Annotated in this window: 21 protein-coding genes and 7 pseudogenes; 15 read left to right on the plus strand and 13 right to left on the minus strand. The window is 72.6% G+C overall.

Annotated elements, in window-relative coordinates; genetic code table 11:
• Nucleotides 1-27: 27 nt before the first annotated feature.
• From U6N30_RS20770 to miaA, 6 genes and pseudogenes are all read right to left on the minus strand, one after another.
• Complete coding sequence (locus tag U6N30_RS20770) at nucleotides 28-390, minus strand: phosphatase PAP2 family protein (protein ID WP_324273791.1); 363 nt, start codon at nucleotides 388-390, stop codon at nucleotides 28-30.
• Nucleotides 378-746: a hypothetical protein gene (locus U6N30_RS20775; protein ID WP_324273792.1), complete on the minus strand. Its 369-nt coding sequence runs from the start codon at nucleotides 744-746 to the stop codon at nucleotides 378-380. The genes U6N30_RS20770 and U6N30_RS20775 overlap by 13 nt, the downstream gene beginning before the upstream one ends.
• A 64-nt stretch (nucleotides 747-810) precedes the next feature.
• Entirely contained in the window at nucleotides 811-1,143 is a 333-nt protein-coding gene (locus tag U6N30_RS20780) for an HflX GTPase family protein (protein WP_324273793.1), read from the minus strand.
• Nucleotides 1,107-2,350: pseudogene (locus U6N30_RS34345) on the minus strand (HflX-like GTP-binding protein); the annotation flags it as partial. The pseudogene U6N30_RS34345 and the gene U6N30_RS20780, both read right to left, overlap by 37 nt.
• 364 nt (nucleotides 2,351-2,714) lie before the next feature.
• Nucleotides 2,715-3,488, minus strand: a complete 774-nt coding sequence (locus tag U6N30_RS20795) for a diaminopimelate epimerase (protein ID WP_324273795.1) — start codon at nucleotides 3,486-3,488, stop codon at nucleotides 2,715-2,717.
• A gap of 19 nt (nucleotides 3,489-3,507) precedes the next feature.
• The gene (miaA, locus tag U6N30_RS20800; protein WP_324273796.1) at nucleotides 3,508-4,428 is read right to left on the minus strand and encodes a tRNA (adenosine(37)-N6)-dimethylallyltransferase MiaA; all 921 of its coding nucleotides are present in this window, start codon (nucleotides 4,426-4,428) and stop codon (nucleotides 3,508-3,510) included.
• Nucleotides 4,429-5,189: 761 nt separating this feature from the next.
• On the opposite strand from miaA, the gene U6N30_RS20805 reads away from it, so the two are divergent.
• Both U6N30_RS20805 and U6N30_RS20810 read left to right on the plus strand, forming a co-directional pair.
• Complete coding sequence (locus tag U6N30_RS20805) at nucleotides 5,190-6,899, plus strand: DUF349 domain-containing protein (RefSeq protein WP_324273797.1); 1,710 nt, start codon at nucleotides 5,190-5,192, stop codon at nucleotides 6,897-6,899.
• 17 nt (nucleotides 6,900-6,916) lie between these two features.
• Nucleotides 6,917-7,090 carry a hypothetical protein gene (locus U6N30_RS20810; protein WP_324273798.1) on the plus strand — a complete coding sequence of 58 codons (174 nt, stop codon included), beginning with the start codon at nucleotides 6,917-6,919 and terminating at the stop codon, nucleotides 7,088-7,090.
• On the opposite strand, the gene U6N30_RS20815 is transcribed toward U6N30_RS20810, so the two are convergent.
• Both U6N30_RS20815 and U6N30_RS35605 read right to left on the minus strand, forming a co-directional pair.
• Nucleotides 7,074-8,237, minus strand: a complete 1,164-nt coding sequence (locus tag U6N30_RS20815) for a MiaB/RimO family radical SAM methylthiotransferase (RefSeq protein ID WP_479690523.1) — start codon at nucleotides 8,235-8,237, stop codon at nucleotides 7,074-7,076. The two genes, U6N30_RS20810 and U6N30_RS20815, sit on opposite strands and share 17 nt — an antisense overlap.
• 62 nt (nucleotides 8,238-8,299) lie before the next feature.
• Nucleotides 8,300-8,551, minus strand: a pseudogene (locus U6N30_RS35605) (tRNA (N6-isopentenyl adenosine(37)-C2)-methylthiotransferase MiaB); the annotation flags it as partial.
• Between the two features lie 133 nt (nucleotides 8,552-8,684).
• On the opposite strand from U6N30_RS35605, the gene U6N30_RS20820 reads away from it, so the two are divergent.
• The 9 genes and pseudogenes from U6N30_RS20820 (at nucleotide 8,685) to U6N30_RS20860 (ending at nucleotide 15,008) form a co-directional block, all read left to right on the plus strand.
• Complete coding sequence (locus tag U6N30_RS20820) at nucleotides 8,685-9,440, plus strand: amino acid ABC transporter ATP-binding protein (RefSeq protein ID WP_324273799.1); 756 nt, start codon at nucleotides 8,685-8,687, stop codon at nucleotides 9,438-9,440.
• Between the two features lie 34 nt (nucleotides 9,441-9,474).
• Nucleotides 9,475-10,116, plus strand: a complete 642-nt coding sequence (locus tag U6N30_RS20825) for a transporter substrate-binding domain-containing protein (protein ID WP_324273800.1) — start codon at nucleotides 9,475-9,477, stop codon at nucleotides 10,114-10,116.
• Entirely contained in the window at nucleotides 10,113-10,364 is a 252-nt protein-coding gene (locus tag U6N30_RS20830; protein ID WP_324273801.1) for a type 2 periplasmic-binding domain-containing protein, read from the plus strand. The genes U6N30_RS20825 and U6N30_RS20830 overlap by 4 nt, the downstream gene beginning before the upstream one ends.
• A gap of 103 nt (nucleotides 10,365-10,467) precedes the next feature.
• A complete protein-coding gene (locus tag U6N30_RS20835; protein WP_324273802.1) occupies nucleotides 10,468-11,118 on the plus strand; it encodes an amino acid ABC transporter permease in 651 nt (216 codons plus the stop codon).
• Between the two features lie 251 nt (nucleotides 11,119-11,369).
• Nucleotides 11,370-11,564, plus strand: a pseudogene (locus tag U6N30_RS20840) (ABC transporter permease subunit); the annotation flags it as partial.
• Nucleotides 11,501-12,016, plus strand: coding sequence for an ABC transporter permease subunit (locus U6N30_RS20845; protein ID WP_324273803.1), 516 nt, complete (start codon nucleotides 11,501-11,503; stop codon nucleotides 12,014-12,016). The pseudogene U6N30_RS20840 and the gene U6N30_RS20845, both read left to right, overlap by 64 nt.
• A 111-nt stretch (nucleotides 12,017-12,127) precedes the next feature.
• On the plus strand, nucleotides 12,128-12,760 hold the full coding sequence (locus U6N30_RS20850) for a hypothetical protein (protein WP_324273804.1): 633 nt from the start codon (nucleotides 12,128-12,130) through the stop codon (nucleotides 12,758-12,760).
• A gap of 264 nt (nucleotides 12,761-13,024) precedes the next feature.
• Nucleotides 13,025-13,546 carry a cbb3-type cytochrome c oxidase subunit I gene (locus U6N30_RS20855; RefSeq protein WP_324273805.1) on the plus strand — a complete coding sequence of 174 codons (522 nt, stop codon included), beginning with the start codon at nucleotides 13,025-13,027 and terminating at the stop codon, nucleotides 13,544-13,546.
• Nucleotides 13,543-15,008, plus strand: a pseudogene (locus tag U6N30_RS20860) (cbb3-type cytochrome c oxidase subunit I). The gene U6N30_RS20855 and the pseudogene U6N30_RS20860 overlap by 4 nt, the downstream one beginning before the upstream one ends.
• Here the strand turns inward: U6N30_RS20860 and U6N30_RS20865 are convergent.
• From U6N30_RS20865 to U6N30_RS20885, 5 genes and pseudogenes are all read right to left on the minus strand, one after another.
• Nucleotides 14,894-15,457, minus strand: a complete 564-nt coding sequence (locus tag U6N30_RS20865; RefSeq protein ID WP_324273806.1) for a regulatory protein RecX — start codon at nucleotides 15,455-15,457, stop codon at nucleotides 14,894-14,896. The pseudogene U6N30_RS20860 and the gene U6N30_RS20865 overlap by 115 nt on opposite strands.
• Before the next feature lie 95 nt (nucleotides 15,458-15,552).
• A pseudogene (gene recA / locus U6N30_RS20870) lies at nucleotides 15,553-16,586 on the minus strand (recombinase RecA).
• A gap of 174 nt (nucleotides 16,587-16,760) precedes the next feature.
• Nucleotides 16,761-16,955, minus strand: a complete 195-nt coding sequence (locus tag U6N30_RS20875) for a DUF3046 domain-containing protein (protein WP_324273807.1) — start codon at nucleotides 16,953-16,955, stop codon at nucleotides 16,761-16,763.
• Between the two features lie 145 nt (nucleotides 16,956-17,100).
• On the minus strand, nucleotides 17,101-17,739 hold the full coding sequence (locus tag U6N30_RS20880) for an MFS transporter (protein ID WP_324273808.1): 639 nt from the start codon (nucleotides 17,737-17,739) through the stop codon (nucleotides 17,101-17,103).
• Nucleotides 17,733-18,089 carry a hypothetical protein gene (locus U6N30_RS20885; RefSeq protein WP_324273809.1) on the minus strand — a complete coding sequence of 119 codons (357 nt, stop codon included), beginning with the start codon at nucleotides 18,087-18,089 and terminating at the stop codon, nucleotides 17,733-17,735. The genes U6N30_RS20880 and U6N30_RS20885 overlap by 7 nt, the downstream gene beginning before the upstream one ends.
• Nucleotides 18,090-18,491: 402 nt before the next feature.
• Between U6N30_RS20885 and U6N30_RS20890 the strand changes: the two genes are divergently transcribed.
• From U6N30_RS20890 to U6N30_RS20900, 4 genes and pseudogenes are all read left to right on the plus strand, one after another.
• Nucleotides 18,492-19,394, plus strand: coding sequence for a DEAD/DEAH box helicase (locus U6N30_RS20890; protein ID WP_324273810.1), 903 nt, complete (start codon nucleotides 18,492-18,494; stop codon nucleotides 19,392-19,394).
• Nucleotides 19,310-19,795, plus strand: coding sequence for a helicase-related protein (locus U6N30_RS20895; protein WP_324273811.1), 486 nt, complete (start codon nucleotides 19,310-19,312; stop codon nucleotides 19,793-19,795). Before U6N30_RS20890 ends, U6N30_RS20895 begins: the two co-directional genes overlap by 85 nt.
• Nucleotides 19,792-20,244, plus strand: a pseudogene (locus U6N30_RS34350) (hypothetical protein); the annotation flags it as partial. The gene U6N30_RS20895 and the pseudogene U6N30_RS34350, both read left to right, overlap by 4 nt.
• A gap of 191 nt (nucleotides 20,245-20,435) precedes the next feature.
• Nucleotides 20,436-20,998 (plus strand): annotated as a pseudogene (locus U6N30_RS20900) (hypothetical protein); the annotation flags it as partial.
• Nucleotides 20,999-21,066: the final 68 nt, after the last annotated feature.

Genomic DNA, 21,066 nt, shown 5'->3' on the forward strand with positions numbered 1-21,066 from the left:
GCGACCAGCAACCGTCCCCGCACGCCGCTACGCGGTCTGCCGGCCTCGGGCACGTACCCAGCGTGACAGAACGATTGCATCGAGTCGGTGAACCACGCCCAACAGGACGATTCCCACCGCGGCGCCGACGATCGCGTCGGTGATCCAGTGGAAGTCCAGCGACACCATCGAGATGCCGGTCGCGACGGGCCCGGCGAGGCTCAGCCACCAGAACGCGCGCTGCACACGGGCGGGGAGCTCGAACTCCACGGCCAGCCAGCGCGCCACGCCCCACATGATCACCGCGTTGGCCACGTGACCCGACGGGAACGAGGCGCCGTCGGCGTGGAAGAACAGCTCGTCGGGGTGTCCGGGCGCCGTCCGGCCGGTGCCGAACTTCAGCGCGTACACCCCGACGGTGAGCGTGCCGAGGGCGAGCAGGACGCGGAGCAGGGGAGCCAGGTGCGCCGCCGCCAGGCCAGGTAACCGACCAGGATCGCCAGCACCACGAGGATGGTGGCGCGGCCGCCGAGCTGGGTGATCGCCCAGACGACCGGGTAGGCGGACGAGTCCCGCAGGCCCCACCCACCGATGATCTCCGAGACGCGCAGGTCGGTCCGTTCGAGGACGCCGCCGGCGAGCAGGTCGACGGTGATGAGGCCGCCCACCACGAACGCGAGCAGCATCAGCCACCATGGCGGTCGGCCGATGGAGACGACACGCGTCTGCTCGGGCACGCCGGCGTCCCACACCACGCCGCTCGTCACGCCGTCACCGTACCGGGCCGTGACCTGTCCGTGATCCGGACGAGCCGGTTCCTCGCCCCCGGGGTCAGGCGACCGGATCGGCGAACTGCTCGAGCGTCGCGGCGAGTCCGCCGTCCACCCGGGCGCTCAACCGGGTCCCGGCGTCCTCGTGCCGCTCGCTGAGCACCTCTCCGTCGCGATGCACCCGGGCGACCAGGTCACCCCGGTCGTAGGGCACCAGCACGTCGACGTCCACGTCCGGGTGCGGCAACCGTCCGGCGATCAGCTCGCGGAGACCCTGGATGCCGGCGCCGGTCCGGGCCGACACCCAGACCGCGCCGGGCAGCGCCCGCCGCAGGGTCAGCACGTCGTCCTCGGTCATGGCGTCGACCTTGTTGACGACGATGACCTCCGGCACGGATGCCGCATCGATCTCCCCAGGACCACCCGGACGGCGTCGATCTGGCCCAGCGGGTCGGGATCGGAGCCGTCCACCACGTGCAGCAGCAGGTCTGCCGCCGCCACCTCCTCGAGCGTGGAACGGAACGCGTCGACCAACTGGTGCGGCAGGTGCCGGACGAACCCCACCGTGTCGGTGAGCGTGTACTCCCGGCCGTCGGGCGACTCCGCGCGGCGAACCGTCGGGTCCAGGGTGGCGAACAACGCGTCCTCCACCAGCACCCCGGCGCCGGTGAGCGCGTTCAGCAGGCTCGACTTCCCGGCGTTCGTGTACCCGGCGATCGCCACGCTCGGAGTCGCGTTCCGGTCGCGGCCGGACCGCTGGGTGGCCCGGGCGGTCGCCATGCCGGCGATCTCCTTGCGCAGCTTGCTCACGCGCGCCCGGATGCGTCGTCGATCGGTCTCGATCTTGGTCTCACCGGGACCACGGGTTCCGATGCCGCCACCGCCGGCGACCCGGCCACCCGCCTGCCGGGACAGCGACTCACCCCACCCCGCAGCCGCGGCAGCATGTACTGCATCTGGGCGAGCTCGACCTGCGCCTTGCCCTCCCGGCTGCTGGCGTGCTGGGCGAAGATGTCGAGGATCAGCGCCGTCCGGTCGACGACCTTCACCTTGAGGATCTTCTCCAGCTGGTTGAGCTGACCGGGCGTGAGCTCACCGTCGCAGATGACGGTGTCGGCGCCGGTCGCGCCGACGATGTCGCGGATCTCGTTGGCCTTGCCCGATCCGACGTACGTGGCGGCGTCCGGCTTGTCACGCCGCTGGCTGACCGCTTCCAGCACCTGGGAGCCGGCCGTCTCGGCCAACGCGGCGAGCTCGGCGAGGGACCGGTCGGCGTCGGCCTGGGTGCCCTCGGTCCACACCCCCACGAGCACGACCCGCTCGAGGCGCAGCTGCCGGTACTCGACCTCGGTGACGTCGGCGAGCTCGGTGGACAGGCCGGCGACGCGGCGCAGCGCTCCGCGCGCCTCGAGCGCGTAGGAACCGGTGGTGTCGTCGGGCGCGTCCCACTGCCCGGCGGGCGCGGGTCGGGTCTGGTCGTCGAAGGGGACGTCAGGAGCGGTCGTCATCGTCTCCAATGTGGCATGCCCCGTCGTCGGGGTCACCTGAGTTGTCTGCATCTCTGTGCGCATCGCCCGGTACAACGCTCGCGCGGGCCGCATGCATCCCACCCGTTCCCGGGTAGGGGCCGGACGAGGGAACCACGCGACGAGGAGGTTCGGATGAGCGACACAGGATCCAGCAGGCTCGGCTCGCACAGCGAGATCGACGACCCGGGCCGCGACCCCAAGGGGCTCGGGGACCGCCGCGCAACCCGATGGGCGGCGGCCCGGACCAGGACAGCGGGCGCGGTGAACCCGACGCGCAGCCGGGCATCGAGGGCCAGTCGATGATGCCGGAATCGCCGACCGAGGACGAGGACCGCGCCTGAGCGGTCGGCGGTCAGCTCAGCCGGCCAGCCACTCGGGGCACAGCTCGCCGGCGGCCACGAGCACCGCGGGCCCGGTGAGCACGGTCGTGCCGGGGTCACCTGCACCGACAGGCGACCCCCGGGGACGTCCACGAGGACCGTCCCCTCGGTCCGTCCCTCGGCGGTGAGCGCCGCGTAGGCGGCCGCGCAGGCGCCGGTGCCGCAGGACCGCGTCTCCCCACGCCGCGCTCGACGACCCGCAGCCGGACGTGCGCACCCGGCTCCACCACGTTCACGAGTTCCACGTTGACGCCGTCCGGGAACAGCACCGCATCGACCTCCGGCGTCCCGGTCAGGTCCAGCGTGTCGACGGCGGCGTCGGTGAGGCAGGCCAGGTGGGGGTTGCCCATCGAGACGGCAATCCCGCCGAACGTCCGGCCGGCCAGCCGGGTCTCCCCGGCGCCGAACTCACGGGCCGGCCCCATGTCCACCCAGTAGTTCCCGTCAGCGGTCGCGCCGACCCGGCGCGGGCCACCGCGCGTGCCCACCAGCACGCCGGCCTCGCAGGTGGCCCGGTCCAGCAACCCCTCGCCGACCAGCGCGTGGAGGAAGAGCCGGATCCCGTTGCCGCACATCTCGGCGGTGGTGCCGTCGGCATTGCGGTGGTCCATGAACCACTCGCAGCTCCCCAGGTGCCCGCCCAGTACGGCCGCGGCGTCGGGCACGTGGACGCTGCGCACCAGGCGCAGCACCCCGTCGCCGCCGAGCCCGGCGCGCCGGTCGCACAACCGGCGGACGAGCGCGGCGTCGAGCCGGTCGTCCGGCCAGAGGCTGCCGTCCGGGTCGGGCAGGACCACGAAGTCGTTCTCCGTGCCGTGCCCGACGAGCACCCGGGGGCGATCAGGGAAGTCACGGGTCGATCGTACGGGCGGTGATCACCGCGGAGACGGCGTCGACCAGGTCCGCCCGCCCCGCGTCGAACCAGCTGATCGTTGCGTCACGACGGAACCAGGACCGCTGCCGGCGCACGAACCGCCGCGTCGTGGTGACCGTGCGCTCCCGGGCCTCCGCGGCGCTCAGGTCGCCGTCGAACTGGGCGAGCACCTGGGCGTAGCCGAGCGCACGGGATGCGGTGGGGCCGTCCCGCAGGCCGTCCTCGGCCAGGCGCGCCACCTCCTCGACGAAGCCGGCCGCCCACATCCGGTCCACCCGCGCCGCCACCCGCAGGTCGAGCTCGGCCGGCTCCCGATCGAGGCCGACGACCACAGCCCGGTAGTGCGGACGGGGCTCGGGCAGCTGCGCGCGGAACGGTTCCCCGGTCAGCTCGATGACCTCGAGCGCACGGACGATCCGGCGTCCGTTGCTCGGCAGCACAACTGCGGCCGCCGCCGGGTCGACGACGGCCAACCGCTCGTGCAGCGCAGCGGGGCCGACTGCCGTGAGCTCCTCCTCGAGCCGGGCGCGGACGGCCGCGTCGGTTCCGGGGAAGTCGAGCTCGTCCAGGACGGCGCGGAGGTAGAGACCCGATCCGCCCACCAGCAGCGGGACGACGTTTCCCGCGCGGAGGTCGTCGATCTCGGCGCGCGCCCGGTCCCGGTACTCCGCGACGGACGCGGCCTCGCGTACGTGCCAGAGGTCGAGCAGGTGGTGCGGGACGCCGTCGCGCTCGGCGAGATCGGGCTTCGCGGTGCCGATGTCCATGCCGCGGTAGAGCTGCATCGAGTCGGCGTTGACCACCTCCCCGCCGAGGCGGTGGGCCAGCGCCACGGCCAGGGCGGTCTTGCCGGTCGCCGTCGGCCCCACGACCGCCACCACCGGCGGGGCGGTCACGCCGCCACCCATGTCGCGACGAGGTAGCCGACCCCGAACGGCGCCGCCTCGTGGTGCAGCCGCGCGGTGATCGTCCGGCCGTCGAGGGCGGCGCCCACCGCCCGCCACACCGGCACCCCGGCGGCCAGGAGTCGCTCCCCTCGGCCGGGTCGAGTGCAGCCAGAGCCGCGGCGTCCCCGTCGGACAACGCCCGTGCCACGGCGGAGTCGAACGGATCGGCCGCCTCGTCGAGATAGCCCGGCGCCTTGAGGCTCCGACGGGCCGAGCCGTCGCCCATCGCCAGGATCCCCAGCGGCGCGGGCAGGTCGCGGACGAGCTGCGCGAGGTCCGCCGGTCCGACGCCGACGCGCGTGCCGGCGAAGCCGGCCTCCTCGAGCAGCCACGCGCCGAGCGCGAGCGGCAGCGGTACCCGTCGGCTGCCGGGCCGCACGCGTCCCTGGAACGGGATCTCGAGGTCGAGGCCGAGGCCGCGCAGCGTGCCGACGTCGCCGGCCCCGATGCGCTCAGCCGGCACGGTCGCCTCCCCGACCACGACGACGACCTCGGGTCGGGCGGTGAGGAGCTCGGTCACGGCCGACGCGCAAGCGTCCCGGAGCGCGGTCGTGCCGGCGTCCGCCCGCACCTCGACGGCGGGCAGCAGGAGCGGCGGCGCGGGACAGAAGGCCACGGCGACCGAGGCGCGGGCGCCCGGCGGGGCGGCCCTGGGGGAACGGCGATCACGCCGGTCAGTCTCCCGGATGCGACGTGGGACACTGCCCGACGTGTCGAGCACGGACAACCCCGGCAACGGGGCGCAGCAGGACTCTTCGCCGATTGCGGAGAACCCGGAGATCCTTCCCGCGGAGGCGGTGAGCGAACCAACGGAGGGAGCCACCCCGGCGGAGGAGGCCTCGGAGGCCGTCGCGGCCGAGGCGCAGGAGCCGTCGACGTCGCCGGCCGACGGCGCGACACCCGAGGCCGCGACACCCGAGGCCGCGACACCTGCGGCCGCGGCGTCGGAGATCACGGCGCCCGAGCCGGAGGTACCCGGGGACCGCGCCGCGGAGGCAGTCACCCCGGAGGCAGTCACCCCGGAGGCCGGGACGCCGGAGGCGCCCACGCCGGGCGACGCCGCGGTCGCCGACCCGACGGCCGACGCACCGGTTCCCGCCCCGCCCAAGCCGCGTCCCATGGCGCCCCGTCCGGTGCCGCGCCCCATGCCCCAGCCTGCGGTGGCCGCCCCGACGCCCGAGCCGGCCGTCGAGGTGCCCGCCGTCCCCGCCAGCGACCCCAGCCAGTGGGGCCGCGTCGACGAGGAGGGCACGGTCTACGTGCGCACGGCTGACGGCGAACGCGCCGTCGGTTCCTGGCAGGCGGGCGCGCCCGCCGAGGGTCTCGCTCACTACGGGCGTCGCTACGACGACCTGGCCACCGAGGTGGTCCTGCTGGAGGCGCGTCTCAAGGCGCACACCGGCAATCCGTCGGAGATCCGCACCAAGGCACAGGGCCTCGCCGAGACCATCCCGACCGCCGCGGCGGTCGGAGACCTCGACGGCCTCGCCGCCCGCGCGCGAGCCATGGTGGAGACCGCCGACTCCGCGGCTGCGGAGTACCGGGCGGAGAAGGCGGCCGCCCGCGCGGCACAGGTGGCCCGCAAGGAGGCGCTCGCCGCCGAGGCCGAGCAGCTCGCCGCCGAGTCGACGTCCTGGAAGGCGGCCGGCGACCGGCTGAAGGCCATCGTCGAGGAGTGGAAGACCATCCGCGGCATCGACCGCAAGACCGACGACGCCCTGTGGACGCGCTTCGCCGCGGCCCGCGACGCCTTCGGCCGGCGCCGCGGCGCCCACTTCGCCTCTCTCGACTCCCAGCGCGGCGAGGCACGCGCCGCCAAGCAGGAGCTCATCGAGGAGGCCCGGAAGCTCGCCGGCTCGACCGAGTGGGGGCCCACCAGTGCGGCGATGCGAGCACTGATGGACCGCTGGAAGGCCGTTCCGCGGACCGGACGGGAGGGCGACGACGACCTCTGGAAGGAGTTCCGCGGCGCCCAGGACGTCTTCTTCGCGGCCCGCGCCGAGTCGGACAAGAAGCGCACCGGCGAGGAGCAGGCCAACCAGCAGCAGAAGGAGGAGCTCCTCGCCCAGGCCGAGAAGCTCGACCCCGCCAGCGATCTCAAGGGCGCCCAGAACGCGTTGCGCAAGATCCAGGAGCGCTACGACGCCATCGGCCACGTGCCGCGGGGCGTCATGCGCCAGCTCGAGGACCGCATGCAGGCCGTGGAGCAGAAGGTCCGCGGCGCGGCGGACTCCACCCGCATCCGGACCACGCCGGAGAACCCGATGGTCACCTCGATGCGCGCGGCGGTGACCAAGGCAGAGGAACAGCTGGCCAAGGCCGAGACCGCCGGCGACGTCAAGCGGATCGCGGAGGCGAAGGCCAATCTGACGACCCGCCGCGAGTGGCTGGCCGAGGCGGAGAAGTCCGCCCGCCGCTGACGCACCGGAGCAGGCGCATGCCGGACGTGCGGATCCGCCGGGCCACGGACGGGGACCACGCGGTCATCCGCCGGATGCTCGGCGGTTACCGGCTCGTCGACCGTCCGGCGTGCGATCCGCGGCCCGGCCTGGTGGGCCTGGAGCGGCCGGCCGGCTCACGCGTGCCGACGTCCGTCAGCAGCTGCCGGTGACGGCGGGGAGCGGGTCCGGGACGCCGATCTGCGGCATCCCGAGCGACACACCGGGCGTCGTGGGCCGGCTCCCCGCCTCCCCGGCGTCGCCGGCGCGGGTGCGTCGGTGGGACAGCAACGCGCCGTCGGCGACGAGGAAGTGCGGCTTCGCGTCGGTCACGACCGTCTCGACGACGTCCCCGGGACGCACCCCGGCGCGGCCGTGACGTGCACCAGGCGCCCGTCGCGGGCGCGGCCGGACAGCCGGCCGGTGGCCGCGTCCTTGCTGCCCTCGCCGGCGGCGACCAGGAGCTCGACGCGGCGGCCGACCTGCGCCTGGTTCTCCGACCAGCTGATCTCCTCCTGCAGCGCCGTCAGGCGGAGGTACCGCTCCTGGACGACGTCCTTCGGGAGCTGCCCGTCCATCTCCGCCGCCGGCGTCCCGGGGCGCTTGGGTACTGGAAGGTGAAGGCGCCGGCGAAGCGCGCCCGCCGGACGACGTCCAGGGTCTGCTGGAAGTCCTCCTCGGTCTCCCCGGGAAGCCGACGATGATGTCGGTGGTGATGGCCGCGTCCGGCATGGCGGTCCGGACCCGGTCGATGATCCCGAGGTAGCGGTCCTGCCGGTAACCGCGGCGCATCCGGCGCAGGACGTCGTCCGACCCGGACTGCAGCGGCATGTGCAGCTGTTGGCAGACCGCCGACGTCTCGGCCATGGCCTCGATGACGTCGTCGGTGAACTCGCGCGGGTGCGGGCTGGTGAAGCGCACCCGCTCCAGGCCCTCGATCGCCCCCGTGGCGCGCAGGAGGTCGGCGAAGGCGCCGCGGTCGCGGAACTCCACGCCGTAGGCGTTGACGTTCTGCCCGAGCAGGGTCACCTCGAGGACGCCCTGGTCGACGAGCGCCTGCACCTCGGCCAGGATCTCGCCGGGCCGGCGGTCCTTCTCCTTGCCGCGCAGCGCCGGGACGATGCAGAACGTGCACGTGTTGTTGCACCCCACGCTGATCGACACCCAGCCGGCGTAGGCGGAGTCCCGCTTCGCCGGGAGCGTCGACGGGAAGACCTCGAGGGACTCGACGATCTCCACCTGGGCCTCGGCGTTGTGCCGGGCCCGCTCCAGCAGCGCCGGCAGCGAGCCGACGTTGTGCGTGCCGAAGACGACGTCCACCCAGGGGCCCGCCGCACGATCTCGCCGCGGTCCTTCTGCGCCAGGCAGCCGCCGACCGCGATCTGCATGCCGGGACGGGCGTCCTTGACCGGCCGGAGGTGCCCGAGGTTGCCGTAGAGCCGGTTGTCGGCGTTCTCCCGCACCGCGCAGGTGTTGAGGACGACGACGTCGGCGTCGCCGTCCTCGGGTGCCGCGGTGTAGCCCGCCTGCTCGAGGAGGCCCGAGAGCCGCTCGGAGTCGTGGACGTTCATCTGGCACCCGTAGGTACGTACGCGGTACGTACGCGGAGCGGGGACCTCGGTTGCGCTGCTCATGACAGCAGCGAGGGTACGGCGCCACTCGCCCGCCTACGGGGAGTCACGGTTCCCGACGATGCTCTCCTGCTTCGTTACGCCTTCGTGATCGACTCGATCACGCACCGTGTCACATGCCCCTAGGGTCCCAGGGGTGACCAGCCGTCCGAACGGAGAGCCTCTCGTCCGCCTGTCCAGCGTCAACAAGTGGTTCGGCGAACTGCACGTGCTGCAGGACATCGACCTGGACATCGCCCGCGGGGAGGTCGTCGTCGTCATCGGCCCGTCGGGGTCGGGCAAGTCGACGCTGTGCCGCGCGATCAACCGCCTCGAGCCGATCGAGAAGGGTGAGATCTCGATCGACGGGGTGCGCCTGCCCGACGAGGGCAAGGAACTGGCCCGCCTGCGAGCCGACGTCGGCATGGTGTTCCAGAGCTTCAACCTCTTCGCGCACAAGACGATCCTCGAGAACGTCACCCTCGGGCCGGTCAAGGTGCGCAAGCAGTCCAAGGCCGACGCGGACAAGCGTGCGCGCGAGCTGCTCGACCGGGTGGGCGTCAGCGCCCAGGTGGACAAGTACCCCGCGCAGCTCTCCGGCGGCCAGCAGCAGCGCGTCGCGATCGCGCGGGCGCTGGCGATGGAGCCCAAGGTGATGCTGTTCGACGAGCCGACCTCGGCGCTGGACCCGGAGATGATCAACGAGGTCCTCGACGTCATGGTCGGCCTGGCGAAGGACGGCATGACGATGGTCGTCGTCACGCACGAGATGGGCTTCGCCCGCCGGGCGGCCAACCGCGTCGTGTTCATGGACGAGGGCCGGATCGTCGAGACCGCCGAGCCCGAGACCTTCTTCACCGCTCCGAAGTCGGAGCGCGCCAAGGACTTCCTGTCCAAGATCCTCACCCACTGATCACACGAGACCGTCAAGCGAGAGGACCCCTTCCATGAGTTTCCGACGCAGCGCCCTGGTGGCCACCCTGTCCGTGGTCGCCTTGACCGCCGCTGCCTGCGGCGGCGGCGACGACAGCGCCGCGCCCGAGCCCGAGGTCGCCGACGCCCCCGAGTTCGAGGCCGGCACGACGATGGCCGAGATCGCGGAATCTGGCTCGATCACCATCGGCACGAAGTTCGACCAGCCCGGCTTCGGCCTGGAGACGCTGGACGGCGAGCTGGAGGGCTTCGACGTCGAGGTCGCCAAGATCATCGCCGCCGAGCTCGGCATCGCCCCCGAGGACATCCAGTGGGAGCAGACCCCGTCGGCGGTGCGCGAGGAGGTGATCGAGGGCGGCGAGGTCGACATGGTCGTCGCGACCTACACGATCAACGACGAGCGGGCCGAGCGGATCACCTTCGCCGGGCCGTACTACGAAGCCGGCCAGCAGATCATGGTCGCGGCCGACAACGACGAGATCACCGGCCCCGAGTCGTTCACCGAGAACCCGGACCTCACCGTCTGCTCGGTCACCGGCTCGACGCCGTCGGAGCAGATCAGGCAGTACCTGGCCGACCCCGGCAGCCAGCTGACGCTCTTCGACGAGTACTCGCAGTGCGCCGACTCCTGGCCAACGGCCAGGTCGACGCCGTGACGACCGACAACGTGATCCTGCTGGGGTTCGTCTCGGAGTCCGACGGCGAGTTCAAGCTCGTGGGTGAGCAGTTCACCGAGGAGCCGTACGGCATCGGCATCGAGAAGGGCGACGTCGAGTTCTGCGAGTTCATCAACCAGACCCTCGCGGACAACGAGGACGCCTACGTGGCGGCCTGGGAGGCCACCGCGGGTCAGATCGAGGGCACGCAGACGCCCGAGCTCCCCGAGCCCGCCGAGTGCGTCTGATCTTCCTGCCCGACAGCGACCGGCCGGCCACGACGGCCGGCCGGTCGCCGACGGCCGCAGCGCAGCACCGCAAGCACCGTCACCGCCGGCACTGAGGGGGCACGTGGACCCGGTCTTCGAGAACTTCGACCTGTACGTCGACGGCTTCCTGACGTCGCTGAGCATCATCGTGGTGGCGATGGTCGGCTCTCTGCTGCTGGGGCTGCTGATCGCGGCCTGCCGGGTCTCACCGGTTCCGCCGCTGCGCGCGTTCGGCACGTTCTGGGTCTCGACCTTCCGCAACACCCCGCTGTCGGTGGTGCTGTTCTTCTGCGCCTTCGGTCTGCCCGAACTGGGAATCAACCGGACCTTCTACTTCTTCGGCGTCCTCGGCCTGATCCTCTACACCTCTGCGTTCGTCTGCGAGGCGGTGCGGTCGGGCATCAACTCCGTATCCGCGGGCCAGGCGGAGGCGGCCCGGTCCATCGGCTTGAACTTCACCCAGGGCTTGCGCTTCGTCGTCCTGCCGCAGGCGCTGCGCACGGTGGTGCCACCGCTGGGCAGCGTCATCATCGCGATGTTCAAGAACTCCGCCGTGGTCGGCGCCTTCGGCGTGGGCGGCGACCTCTGGAGCACCGGCCAGACGCTGACCAGCGCGCGAGGGTACGAGACGCTGCCGGTCTTCATCGGCGTGGCGATCGGATTCCTGCTCATCACGCTTCCCGCCGGCGCAGTCCTGCAGATCATCGAGCGGAAGGTGGCGATCGCGCGATGAGCCAGCAGGACACCGTGCTCTACGACGCGCAGGGGCCGAAGGCCCGTCGCCGGACGGCGATCGGCACGGCCGTCGCCGTCCTGCTCCTGATCGGCCTCGCGGTCGTGGTGGTGTTGCGCCTGGCCGAACAGAACCAGTTCTCCATGGAGCTGTGGGGGCCGCTCATCAACCCCGGGAACGAGTCCTTCGAGCTCGTCTGGGGCGTCATCGGCGAAGGCATCGTCAACACGATCAAGGCCGCGCTGATCGCGATGACGCTGTCGGTGGTGATCGGCACGCTGATCGCCGTCGCCCGCCTCTCCCTCGGCAGGTTCGCGCGGATCCCGCTCATCGGGCTCGTCGAGGTACTCCGGGGTCTGCCGGTCGTCGTCCTGGTGTACCTGTGCGTGCGGGCGCTCCCCGACGTCGGCGTCGACCTGAGCGACTGGCCCGGCGGTCAGGTGTTCTGGGGCCTGATCATCGGGCTGACGGCGTACAACATGGTGATCTTCGCGGAGGTCGTCCGTGCGGGGTCGCGTCCCTGCCGCGCGGGCAGCGGGAGGCGGCGCTCGCGACCGGTCTCACCAACGGGCAGGCCATGCGCATCGTCCTGCTACCGCAGGCGTTCCGCATCATGCTGCCGGCGATCATCAGCCAGCTCGTGGTCGTGCTGAAGGACACCTCGCTGGTGACCTTCGTGGCCAACTACGACGAACTGCTCAGCCAGGGCGAGAGCATCGTGCGGAACCTGGACAACCCGATCCAGACGTTCACGGTGATCGCGCTGCTCTACATCGCGATCAACTACCTGCTCGGGCGGCTGGCGCAGTACGTCCAGCGCCGTCAGGGCCGGGCGGCGACGCGCGTGGCGGACACGACGGATGCAGGCGCGAACGTTCCCGTGGGCGGCGGTGCCTGACACCTGCGGGCGGGACGGGCGGACCAGTTCTGCGCACCCGCCCCACTCGCACCACTGGCGGCGCGCCGCGTACGACACGCCGAAGGAATCCGGGCGAGACTGACCTCCACCATGGAGACGATGCACGCCGCCGGACGGCGCACCCTCCCGCCCGTACCCCGGACGACCGCGGAGCCGATCCCGGCGCCGCCCCACGGCCCGGTCGCGGAGGAGGAGTCCGACACCCCCACCGAGCGCTTCGTCGTCGATCTGACGACCGGCGAGCAGCGGACGGTGGGCGCGGACGAGCTGACGGAGGGCACCACCGGCGGGGCGACCGGCACCCCGGCGCCCGCACCGGCCGGGACGGACGACGGCGCGCCCGAGCGACGGCGGCCGGAGGTTCCCGGACCTCGTGAGCTCGACCTCGCCCAGCAGTTCGTCGCGCGCCTGCGTGCGGCCGCGGCCGACTTCGCCGAGGCGGCGGGTGCGGAGTCCGCGGTGGTGCGGGAGGCGGTCCCTCCGGCGCGCCACCGCCGGGCCCGGTGCCGCCTGGTGCTGCGGTACGCCGACGAGGCCGAGGTGGACGTGACCTTCCTCGGCTCCGCAGGGCTTCCCGGGTCGCCGACGCGGCACGGCTTCGACCGGCAGATCCGCCGCTGGCTGAAGGCCGGGCAGCGCCGCGAGGACGCCTGGCTCGTCACCGATCCGGACGCACCCGACGGCATCGCGGTGGACCTGAGCGCCTGGCTCGCCGCGGCCTGACCGGCTGGGGCGTGCCCCTGCGCCACCTTCCCGCGCAGGCCGCCCGGCACCCTCGCGAAGTCGACTGCCGAGGGACTTCCTCCCGGGTTTCCCTCTGCCTCCGGATGGGCCACGATGGCGGTGTCGCTCCCGGGCCGGCGAGCGGCGTGCGAATCGCAGGCCTGCGCCCAGCGCAGACGACCGGGGAGCCGCTCATGTCCCGCACCGTGGGAGTTCTCCGACGGGGTCCGTCGGGCCGAGCACGAGCCGGAAGCGGAGCGCGGCATGACCGCCATCGCGCCGCAGCCGATCGTCAGCCGGCCCAGTCCCGCGCACACGCCGGCCAAGGGCTCCCGGCTGACCAACCTGCTGCGGACCACCGACCACAAGACGATCGGCCTGATGTACCTGGCCACGTCGTTCGCGTTCTTCATCGCCGGCGGCATCATGGCCATGCTCATCCGAGCCGAGCTGGCCCAGCCGGAGCTGCAGTTCCTGTCGCCGGAGCAGTACAACCAGCTGTTCACGATGCACGGCACGGTCATGCTGCTGATGTTCGCGACGCCGCTCTTCTTCGCCTTCGGCAACCTGATCATGCCGCTGCAGATCGGCGCCCCCGACGTCGCGTTCCCGCGGCTGAACGCCTTCTCGTTCTGGCTGTTCCTCTTCGGCAGCCTGATCGCGGTGTCGGGCTTCCTCACCCCCGGCGGGCCGGCGGACTTCGGGTGGACCGCCTACACGCCGTTGTCCAACGGTGTGAACTCCCCGGGCCGGGTGGAAACCTCTGGATCAGCGGCCTGGCAGTGAGCGGCCTGGGCACGATCCTCGGTGGCGTCAACTTCATCACCACGATCATCTGCCTGCGCGCCCCCGGCATGACGATGTTCCGGATGCCGATCTTCGTCTGGAACGCTCTCATCACCAGCCTGCTGATCCTGCTGGCGTTCCCGATCCTGACGGCCGCGCTCTTCGGTCTGCTGGCCGACCGCAACCTCGGCGCCCTCATCTACTCGGATGAGATGGGCGGGCCGATGCTGTGGCAGCACCTGTTCTGGTTCTTCGGCCACCCGGAGGTCTACATCATCGCGCTGCCGTTCTTCGGCATCGTCACCGAGATCATCCCGGTGTTCAGCCGCAAGCCGCTGTTCGGCTACAAGGGCATGGTCGGCGCCACGATGGCCATCGGTTTCCTGTCGCTGGCCGTGTGGGCGCACCACATGTACGCCACCGGCGCGGTTCTGCTGCCGTTCTTCGCCTTCCTCACCTACCTGATTGCGGTGCCCACCGGGCTCAAGTTCTTCAACTGGATCGGCACAATGTGGCGCGGACAGCTGACGTTCGAGACGCCGATGCTCTGGTCGATCGGCTTCATGGTCACCTTCCTGCTCGGCGGGCTCACGGGTGTGCTGCTGGCCAGCCCCCGCTCGACTGGCACGTCACCGACTCGTACTTCGTGGTGGCGCACTTCCACTACGTCGTGTTCGGCACCGTCGTGTTCGCGGCGAACGCGGGCATCGCGTTCTGGTTCCCGAAGATGTGCGGCCGGATGCTCGACGAGCGACTGGGGAAGCTGCAGTTCTGGATGACGTTCGTCGGCTTCCACGGCACGTTCCTGGTGCAGCACTGGCTGGGCAGTGAGGGCATGCCGCGCCGGTACGTCGACTACCTGCCCACCGACGAGTTCGTGGCGCTGAACGTGGTCTCCACCATCTTCTCGTTCGTCCTCGGCGCCTCGATCATCCCGTTCCTCTACAACATCCGGCGCTCGTGGACGTATGGGCAGCTGGCGGCGCGGGACGACCCGTGGGGCGCCGGCAATTCGCTGGAGTGGGCGACGTCGTCCCCGCCGCCGCGGCACAACTTCGTCGAGATCCCGAAGATCCGCTCGGAGCGGCCGGCGTTCGAGGCGCACTACCCGCATCTGGTCGACCGGCTCCAGGCGGAGGCGCATGCCGGCCGCAAGCACGAGCCCTATGTCGACCACGCCGTCACGGGTGGCGACCGGGGGCCCGGCAGGGCCCACGCGACCCCGACCCCACCTGAGAAAGGTCCCCTGACCCCTGCACCGGGCAGGCCTGCCGGAGGGGCTCAGAACCGTCATGGTTCCGGGCCTCTCGGGTGCGACGCACCGTTCCGCTCGGGCCTGCGGCGCGCTCAGGGCAGCAGGCTGTCCACGTCGAGGTCGTCGAACTCGTCGCCGGCCGCGTCGTCCACGGCGACGTCGTCGAGCACCTCCCGCACGACGGCCGCCGCAAGGCCGCCGCTGTAGCCCTTGCGGGCCAGCATGCCCATCAGTCGACGGGTGGCGGTGGCACGGTCGAGCCGCCGCATCGCTCCGGCGCGACGCTCCACGAGCCGCCGGGCGGCGGCGCGCTCGTCCTCGTCGTCGACCTCCTCGACCGCCTCGGCGGCGACCTCGGGATCCACGCCCTTGGCGCGCAGCTCCGCGCTGAGCGCCCGCCGGGCGAGGCCGCGTCCGGCCTGCCGGGAGCTCACCCAGGCGCGGGCGAAGGCGGCGTCGTCGATCAGGCCGACCTCGGTGAAGCGGTCGAGCACGGTCTCTGCCGCATCGTCGGGCACACCGCGCCCGGCGAGCAGGTCGGCGAGCTGCTGCCGGGTCTTCGGTGCTCCGGTCAGCGCCCGCAGGCAGATCCCCCGGGCCACCGACTCGGGGTCGTCCATCTCCTCCGGCGGTCCCTCCACGACGTCCGGGTTCACGGGATCGTCGTGCCAGGAGCTACCCGACCGACGCGCGCCCGGGCGAGAACCCGGGCCGCGTCGGCGGGTGGACTGGAAGCCGGACACCGGCCGGCTCAGAAGTCGGCGGGGACGGCGTCCACGGGGGCATCGAGCGTGGGCCCGATGCCCAGCTTCTCCTTGATGCGCTTCTCGATCTCGTCGGCGAGGTCGGGGTTGTCCTTCAGGAAGTTGCGGGCGTTCTCCTTGCCCTGACCGAGCTGGTCGCCCTCGTACGTGTACCAAGCACCGGACTTCTTCACCATGCCCTGCTCGACACCCACGTCGATGAGCCCGCCCTCGCGGCTGAAGCCCTGACCCCAGAGGATGTCCAGCTCCGCCTGCTTGAACGGGGCGGCCACCTTGTTCTTGACGACCTTGACGCGGGTGCGGCTGCCGACCGCGTCGGTGCCCTGCTTGAGGGTCTCGATGCGACGGACGTCGAGCCGGACGGACGAGTAGAACTTCAGAGCGCGCCCACCGGTGGTGACCTCGGGCGAGCCGTACACGACGCCGACCTTCTCGCGCAGCTGGTTGATGAAGATGGCCGTCGTCCCGGAGTTGCTCAGGGCGCCGGTGATCTTCCGCAGCGCCTGGCTCATCAGGCGCGCCTGGAGGCCGACGTGGCTGTCGCCCATCTCGCCCTCGATCTCCGCGCGCGGCACGAGGGCAGCCACGGAGTCGATGACGATGATGTCGAGGGCGCCGGAGCGGATCAGCATGTCGGCGATCTCGAGCGCCTGCTCTCCGGTGTCGGGCTGGCTGACCAGGAGCGCGTCGGTGTCGACGCCGATCGCTCGGGCGTACTCGGATCCAGCGCGTGCTCGGCGTCGACGAACGCGGCGATGCCGCCGGCGGCCTGCGCGTTGGCCACCGCGTGCAGCGCGACCGTCGTCTTACCGGAGGACTCCGGGCCGTAGACCTCCACGACCCGGCCGCGCGGCAGTCCGCCGATGCCCAGGGCGATGTCGAGGGCGATCGAGCCGGTCGGGATGACCTTCATGGCCACCTCGGGACTGTCACCCAGGCGCATGACCGAGCCCTTGCCGAACTGCTTGTCGATCTGGGCGAGGGCCATGTCGAGGGCCTTGTCGCGGTCAAGCGTTGCCATGGTGCACACCTTCGGTTCGCGGGAAGCGGGTCGGGACCGACGCTAGGACGAGGCACCGACAGTTTCTGGTCTCCGAGCGGAGCTGTGGAGAGCCGATCGGCCTGTGGACGCCACTGTAGGGCGAACAGGTGTTCGATCGCCAGGGCGACACGCCGCCGGTGCCGGGCCGGGGCGTCACCGCTCCTTCGGCGGCACCTCGTACTCCTCGCAGATGGCCAGCCACACCTTGCGCACCGACACGCCGGCCTCGATCGCGTCGACGGCACTGCGGCCCCCGAGCGCGGAGAACACGTGGTCGCGGGCCACGCTCTGGGCACGCATGGGGCCGAACTGACGGTCGAGACGGGACCAGAACTCCTGCAGGCGCACGGATCGACGCTAACCCGTGCCCGACCTCCCCCGCCGCAGCCGGCCTAGGCTGGCGGCATGATCCCAGGTACGGGCTCGGCGGGCTGGGACGCCGTCCTCCAGCTCGCGATCGTGCTCGCGATGCTGGTGGCGATCATCCTGATGATCAAGAACTACCGGGACCGCTGACGGGACGGGCACCCGCCAGCCACACGACGGCCAGGGGCAGCACGAGCGCGGCCGACACGGCGGCGACGAGCCCGAACCCGCCGACGGCCAGCAGCGGGCCGCCGATGACTCCGGCCACGGCGGCGCCGAGGCCCATCAGGAGGTCGGTTCCGCCCTGCGCCGTGGGACGCAGGTCCGCCCCGACGGACTCGGTGACCAGCGTCGACCCGGCGATCAGGCCGCACGACCAGCCCACCCCCAGCAGCAGGAGCCCGACGCCGAGCTGCACCGCAGCGCCCGGCGCGGCGGTACCGGCGAGACCGGCCGCAGCGAGCAGCAGCAGCCCGCCCACCGCGACCGTCGCCCGCCGACCGGCCCGGTCGGCGAGCATCCCGACCAGCGGTGAGAAGAGGTACATCCCGGCCACGTGGACGCTGATCACCAGCCCGATGACCCGGAGCGTCGCGCCCTCGGAGCCGCCGGCGTGCCCCATGTGCACCGGGGTCATGACCATGACGCCGACCATCACCGAGTGCGCGACGACGACGGCGGTCAGCCCGAGCCGGCCGTCCGGGGAGGCCCAGACCGCCCGGACGGCGCCCGCCGTCGCTCGGCGCGGCCGGGGGCCGGTCACCACTCCCCGAGGCGCCGGGCCAGGAGCAGGGGATCGGGCCGGAGCAGCAGGAGCAGTCCGGCGGCCACCACCGCGAAGGCCACCGCCGAGACGACGAAGGCACCGCCGAGGGCGGGGAGACCGAGTGCCCGGCCGAGGTGCGCGCCGGGCTCGGCGAGGTTGGGCCCGAGCACGGAACCGACCGTCGTCGCCCAGACGACCAGCGACAGGTCGCGGCCGCGGCGGGCGGGGGCGGCGAGGTCGGCCGCGGCGTAGCGGGCCTGCAGCCCGCACGCCGTGGACGCGCCGAACGCGAAGAGCCCGGCGAGCAGCAGCGGGAGGTTCGAGAGCACGGCGGCCACCACGCTGACCACGGCGCCGAGGACGGCGACGACGTACCCGGTCGCCAGCCCGGCCCGGCGGCCGGCCCGGTCGCTGATCCGGGCGAGGGCACGGCGATCACCGCGGCCCCCAGCACCCCGGCCGTCTGTCCCAGGCCGGCGGCGGTGTCCGTGCCCGCGACGTCGCGGGCGAGCAGCCCGCCGACGGTGATGCCCACGGTCACGCCGAGGCCGGCGAGCGCCACCGATCCGCTGAGGACGGCGACCGTCCGTCGCTGGACCACCTCGGGGGCCACGCCGGGACCGACCACCCCGGTCGGCGAGCTCTGCTGCACGGGCGCAGTCTGCCCGACCGGCCGCCACGGACGGGCGTTCCCGTCCCGGCCGCCCGTCCCGGACCGGCGGACTGTCGTACCTGCCGGGGACACTGGCTGCGTGTCCGCTCTCGACCGGTTCTCCGAGGCCACCCGGGCCTGGTTCACCGGCGCCTTCGTCCGGCCCACCGCCGCCCAGGAAGGCGCGTGGCAGGCGATCAGCAGCGGTGAGCACGCCCTCGTCGTGGCGCCCACCGGGTCGGGCAAGACCCTGGCGGCCTTCCTCTGGTCCCTCGACCGGCTGGCCGCGGTGCCGCCTCCCGCCGAGGAGCAGCTGCGCTGCCGCGTCCTCTACGTGTCGCCGCTCAAGGCCCTCGCCGTGGACGTCGAGCGCAACCTGCGCGCGCCGCTGACCGGCATCGGACAGGCCGCCGCCCGGCTCGGCCTGGAACGCCCGGAGATCCGTGTCGGCATCCGCTCCGGCGACACCCCGGCCGACGAGCGCCGGGCGTTCACCCGCCGGCCCACCGACATCCTCATCACCACTCCCGAGTCGCTCTTCCTCCTGCTCACCAGCGCCGCGCGCGAGGCGCTGCGTGGCATCGAGACGGTGATCGTCGACGAGGTGCACGCGGTGGCCGACACCAAGCGCGGCGCCCACCTCGCGGTCTCCCTCGACCGGCTCGACGAGCTGCTCGAGCGGCCCGCGCAGCGCATCGGGCTGTCGGCGACGGTCCGGCCGATCGAGGAGGTGGCCACCTATCTCGCCGGCGGGCGGCCCGTGCAGATCGTCGCCCCGCCCTCGACCAAGGAGTGGGACCTCTCGGTGGTCGTCCCGGTCGAGGACATGAGCGAGCTCGGCCAGCCCACCGGAGAGCTCGAGGGTCCGCGGCCGGCAACCAGCCCCGGACGTCGATCTGGCCGGCGGTCGAGGAGCGGGTGCTCGACCTGGTCCAAGCGCACCGCAGCACCATCGTCTTCGCCAACTCGCGACGGCTGGCCGAACGGCTCACCAGCCGCCTGAACGAGCTCGCTTACGAGCGGGCGACGGGCGAGCCGGTACCGCCGGGCACCAACGCCGCCGCGCTCATGGCCCAGGCCGGGTCCGGTGGCGGCGTCCCGGAGGGCGTCCAGCCGGTCGCCGCGGCCCACCACGGCTCGGTCTCCCGCGAGCAGCGCGCCATCGTCGAGGAAGCCCTCAAATCGGGCCGGCTGCCCGCCGTCGTCGCCACCTCCAGCCTCGAGCTCGGCATCGACATGGGCGCGGTCGACCTCGTCGTCCAGGTCGAGTCACCACCGACCGTCGCCAGCGGCCTGCAGCGGGTGGGCCGGGCCGGCCACCAGGTGGGCGCCGTGAGCCGGGGGTCCTCTTCCCCAAGTACCGCGGCGACCTCGTGCAGTGCGCGCTGGTCGCCGAGCGCATGAAGGCCGGCGCGATCGAGTCGGTCCGCTACCTGCGCAACCCGCTCGACGTCCTCGCGCAGCAGATCGTCGCGATGGTGTCCGAGCGGCCGCGGACGGTCGACGAGGTCGCCGCGGTGATGCGCCGGTCGGCGGCCTTCTCGTCGCTGCCGGACTCGGCGCTGAACGCAGTGCTCGACATGCTCGCCGGCCGCTACCCCTCCGATGCCTTCGCCGAGCTCCGCCCGCGGCTCACCTGGGACCGGGTCACCGACACCCTCACCGCCCGGGCCGGGGCGCAGCGGCTGGCGGTCACCAGCGGCGGCACCATCCCCGATCGTGGCCTGTTCGGCGTCTTCCTCGTGGGCACCGAGGGCACAGGAGGACGGCGGGTCGGCGAGCTCGACGAGGAGATGGTCTACGAGTCCCGCGTGGGAGATGTCTTCCTGCTCGGCTCGTCGTCCTGGCGGATCGAGGACATCACCCACGACCGCGTCCTCGTCACGCCGGCGCCCGGGCAGCCCGGGAAGATGCCGTTCTGGCACGGCGATGCCCCGGGGCGGCCGCTCGAGCTCGGCCGGGCGCTCGGCGCCTTCCTGCGCGAGGTGGGCTCCGCCACCCCGGAGGCCGGCCTGGAGCGGGCGCGGGCGGCCGGGCTCGACGAGTGGGGAGCGGCGAACCTGCAGGCCTACCTCGCCGAGCAGAAGGCGGCCACCGGCCACCTCCCGGACGACCGAACGCTGCTGGTCGAGCGGTTCCGCGACGAGCTGGGCGACTGGCGGCTCGTCGTCCACTCCCCTTCGGTGCGCAGGTCAACGCCCCCTGGGCGCTCGTCCTGGCGGCCCGGCTCCGCGAGCGCTACGGCGTGGATGTCGCCTCGATGCACTCCGACGACGGCATCGTGCTGCGGCTGCCCGACACCACCGGTGAGCCACCGGAGGCCGACCTCGCCGTCCTCGACCCGGACGACGTCGAACGCGAGGTGACCGCGGAAGTCGGCGGTTCGGCGCTGTTCGCCAGCCGGTTCCGCGAGTGCGCCGCCCGCGCCCTGCTGCTCCCCGACGCGATCCACGCCGCCGCACGCCGCTCTGGCAGCAGCGGCAGCGGGCGGCCCAGCTCCTTTCGGTGGCCAGCGAGTTCTCCTCGTTCCCGATCACCCTCGAGGCCGCCCGCGAGGTGCTGCAGGACGTCTACGACGTGCCCGGGCTGGTCGAGCTGATGACCGATGTCCGCTCCCGGAAGGTGCGCGTCGTCGACGTGCAGACCGACTCCGCCTCCCCGTTCGCCCAGTCGCT

Source organism: Blastococcus brunescens, from assembly GCF_035320885.1.
GTDB classification, from domain to species: domain Bacteria; phylum Actinomycetota; class Actinomycetes; order Mycobacteriales; family Geodermatophilaceae; genus Blastococcus_B; species Blastococcus_B brunescens.

Excerpts from the sequence above, each read along its gene's own strand:
- U6N30_RS20810 (WP_324273798.1), top strand. The coding sequence starts at position 6,917 with ATGCCGGACGTGCGGATCCGCCGGGCCACGGACGGGGACCACGCGGTC.
- U6N30_RS20825 (WP_324273800.1), top strand. The coding sequence starts at position 9,475 with ATGAGTTTCCGACGCAGCGCCCTGGTGGCCACCCTGTCCGTGGTCGCC.
- U6N30_RS20850 (WP_324273804.1), top strand. The coding sequence starts at position 12,128 with ATGGAGACGATGCACGCCGCCGGACGGCGCACCCTCCCGCCCGTACCC.
- U6N30_RS20855 (WP_324273805.1), top strand. The coding sequence starts at position 13,025 with ATGACCGCCATCGCGCCGCAGCCGATCGTCAGCCGGCCCAGTCCCGCG.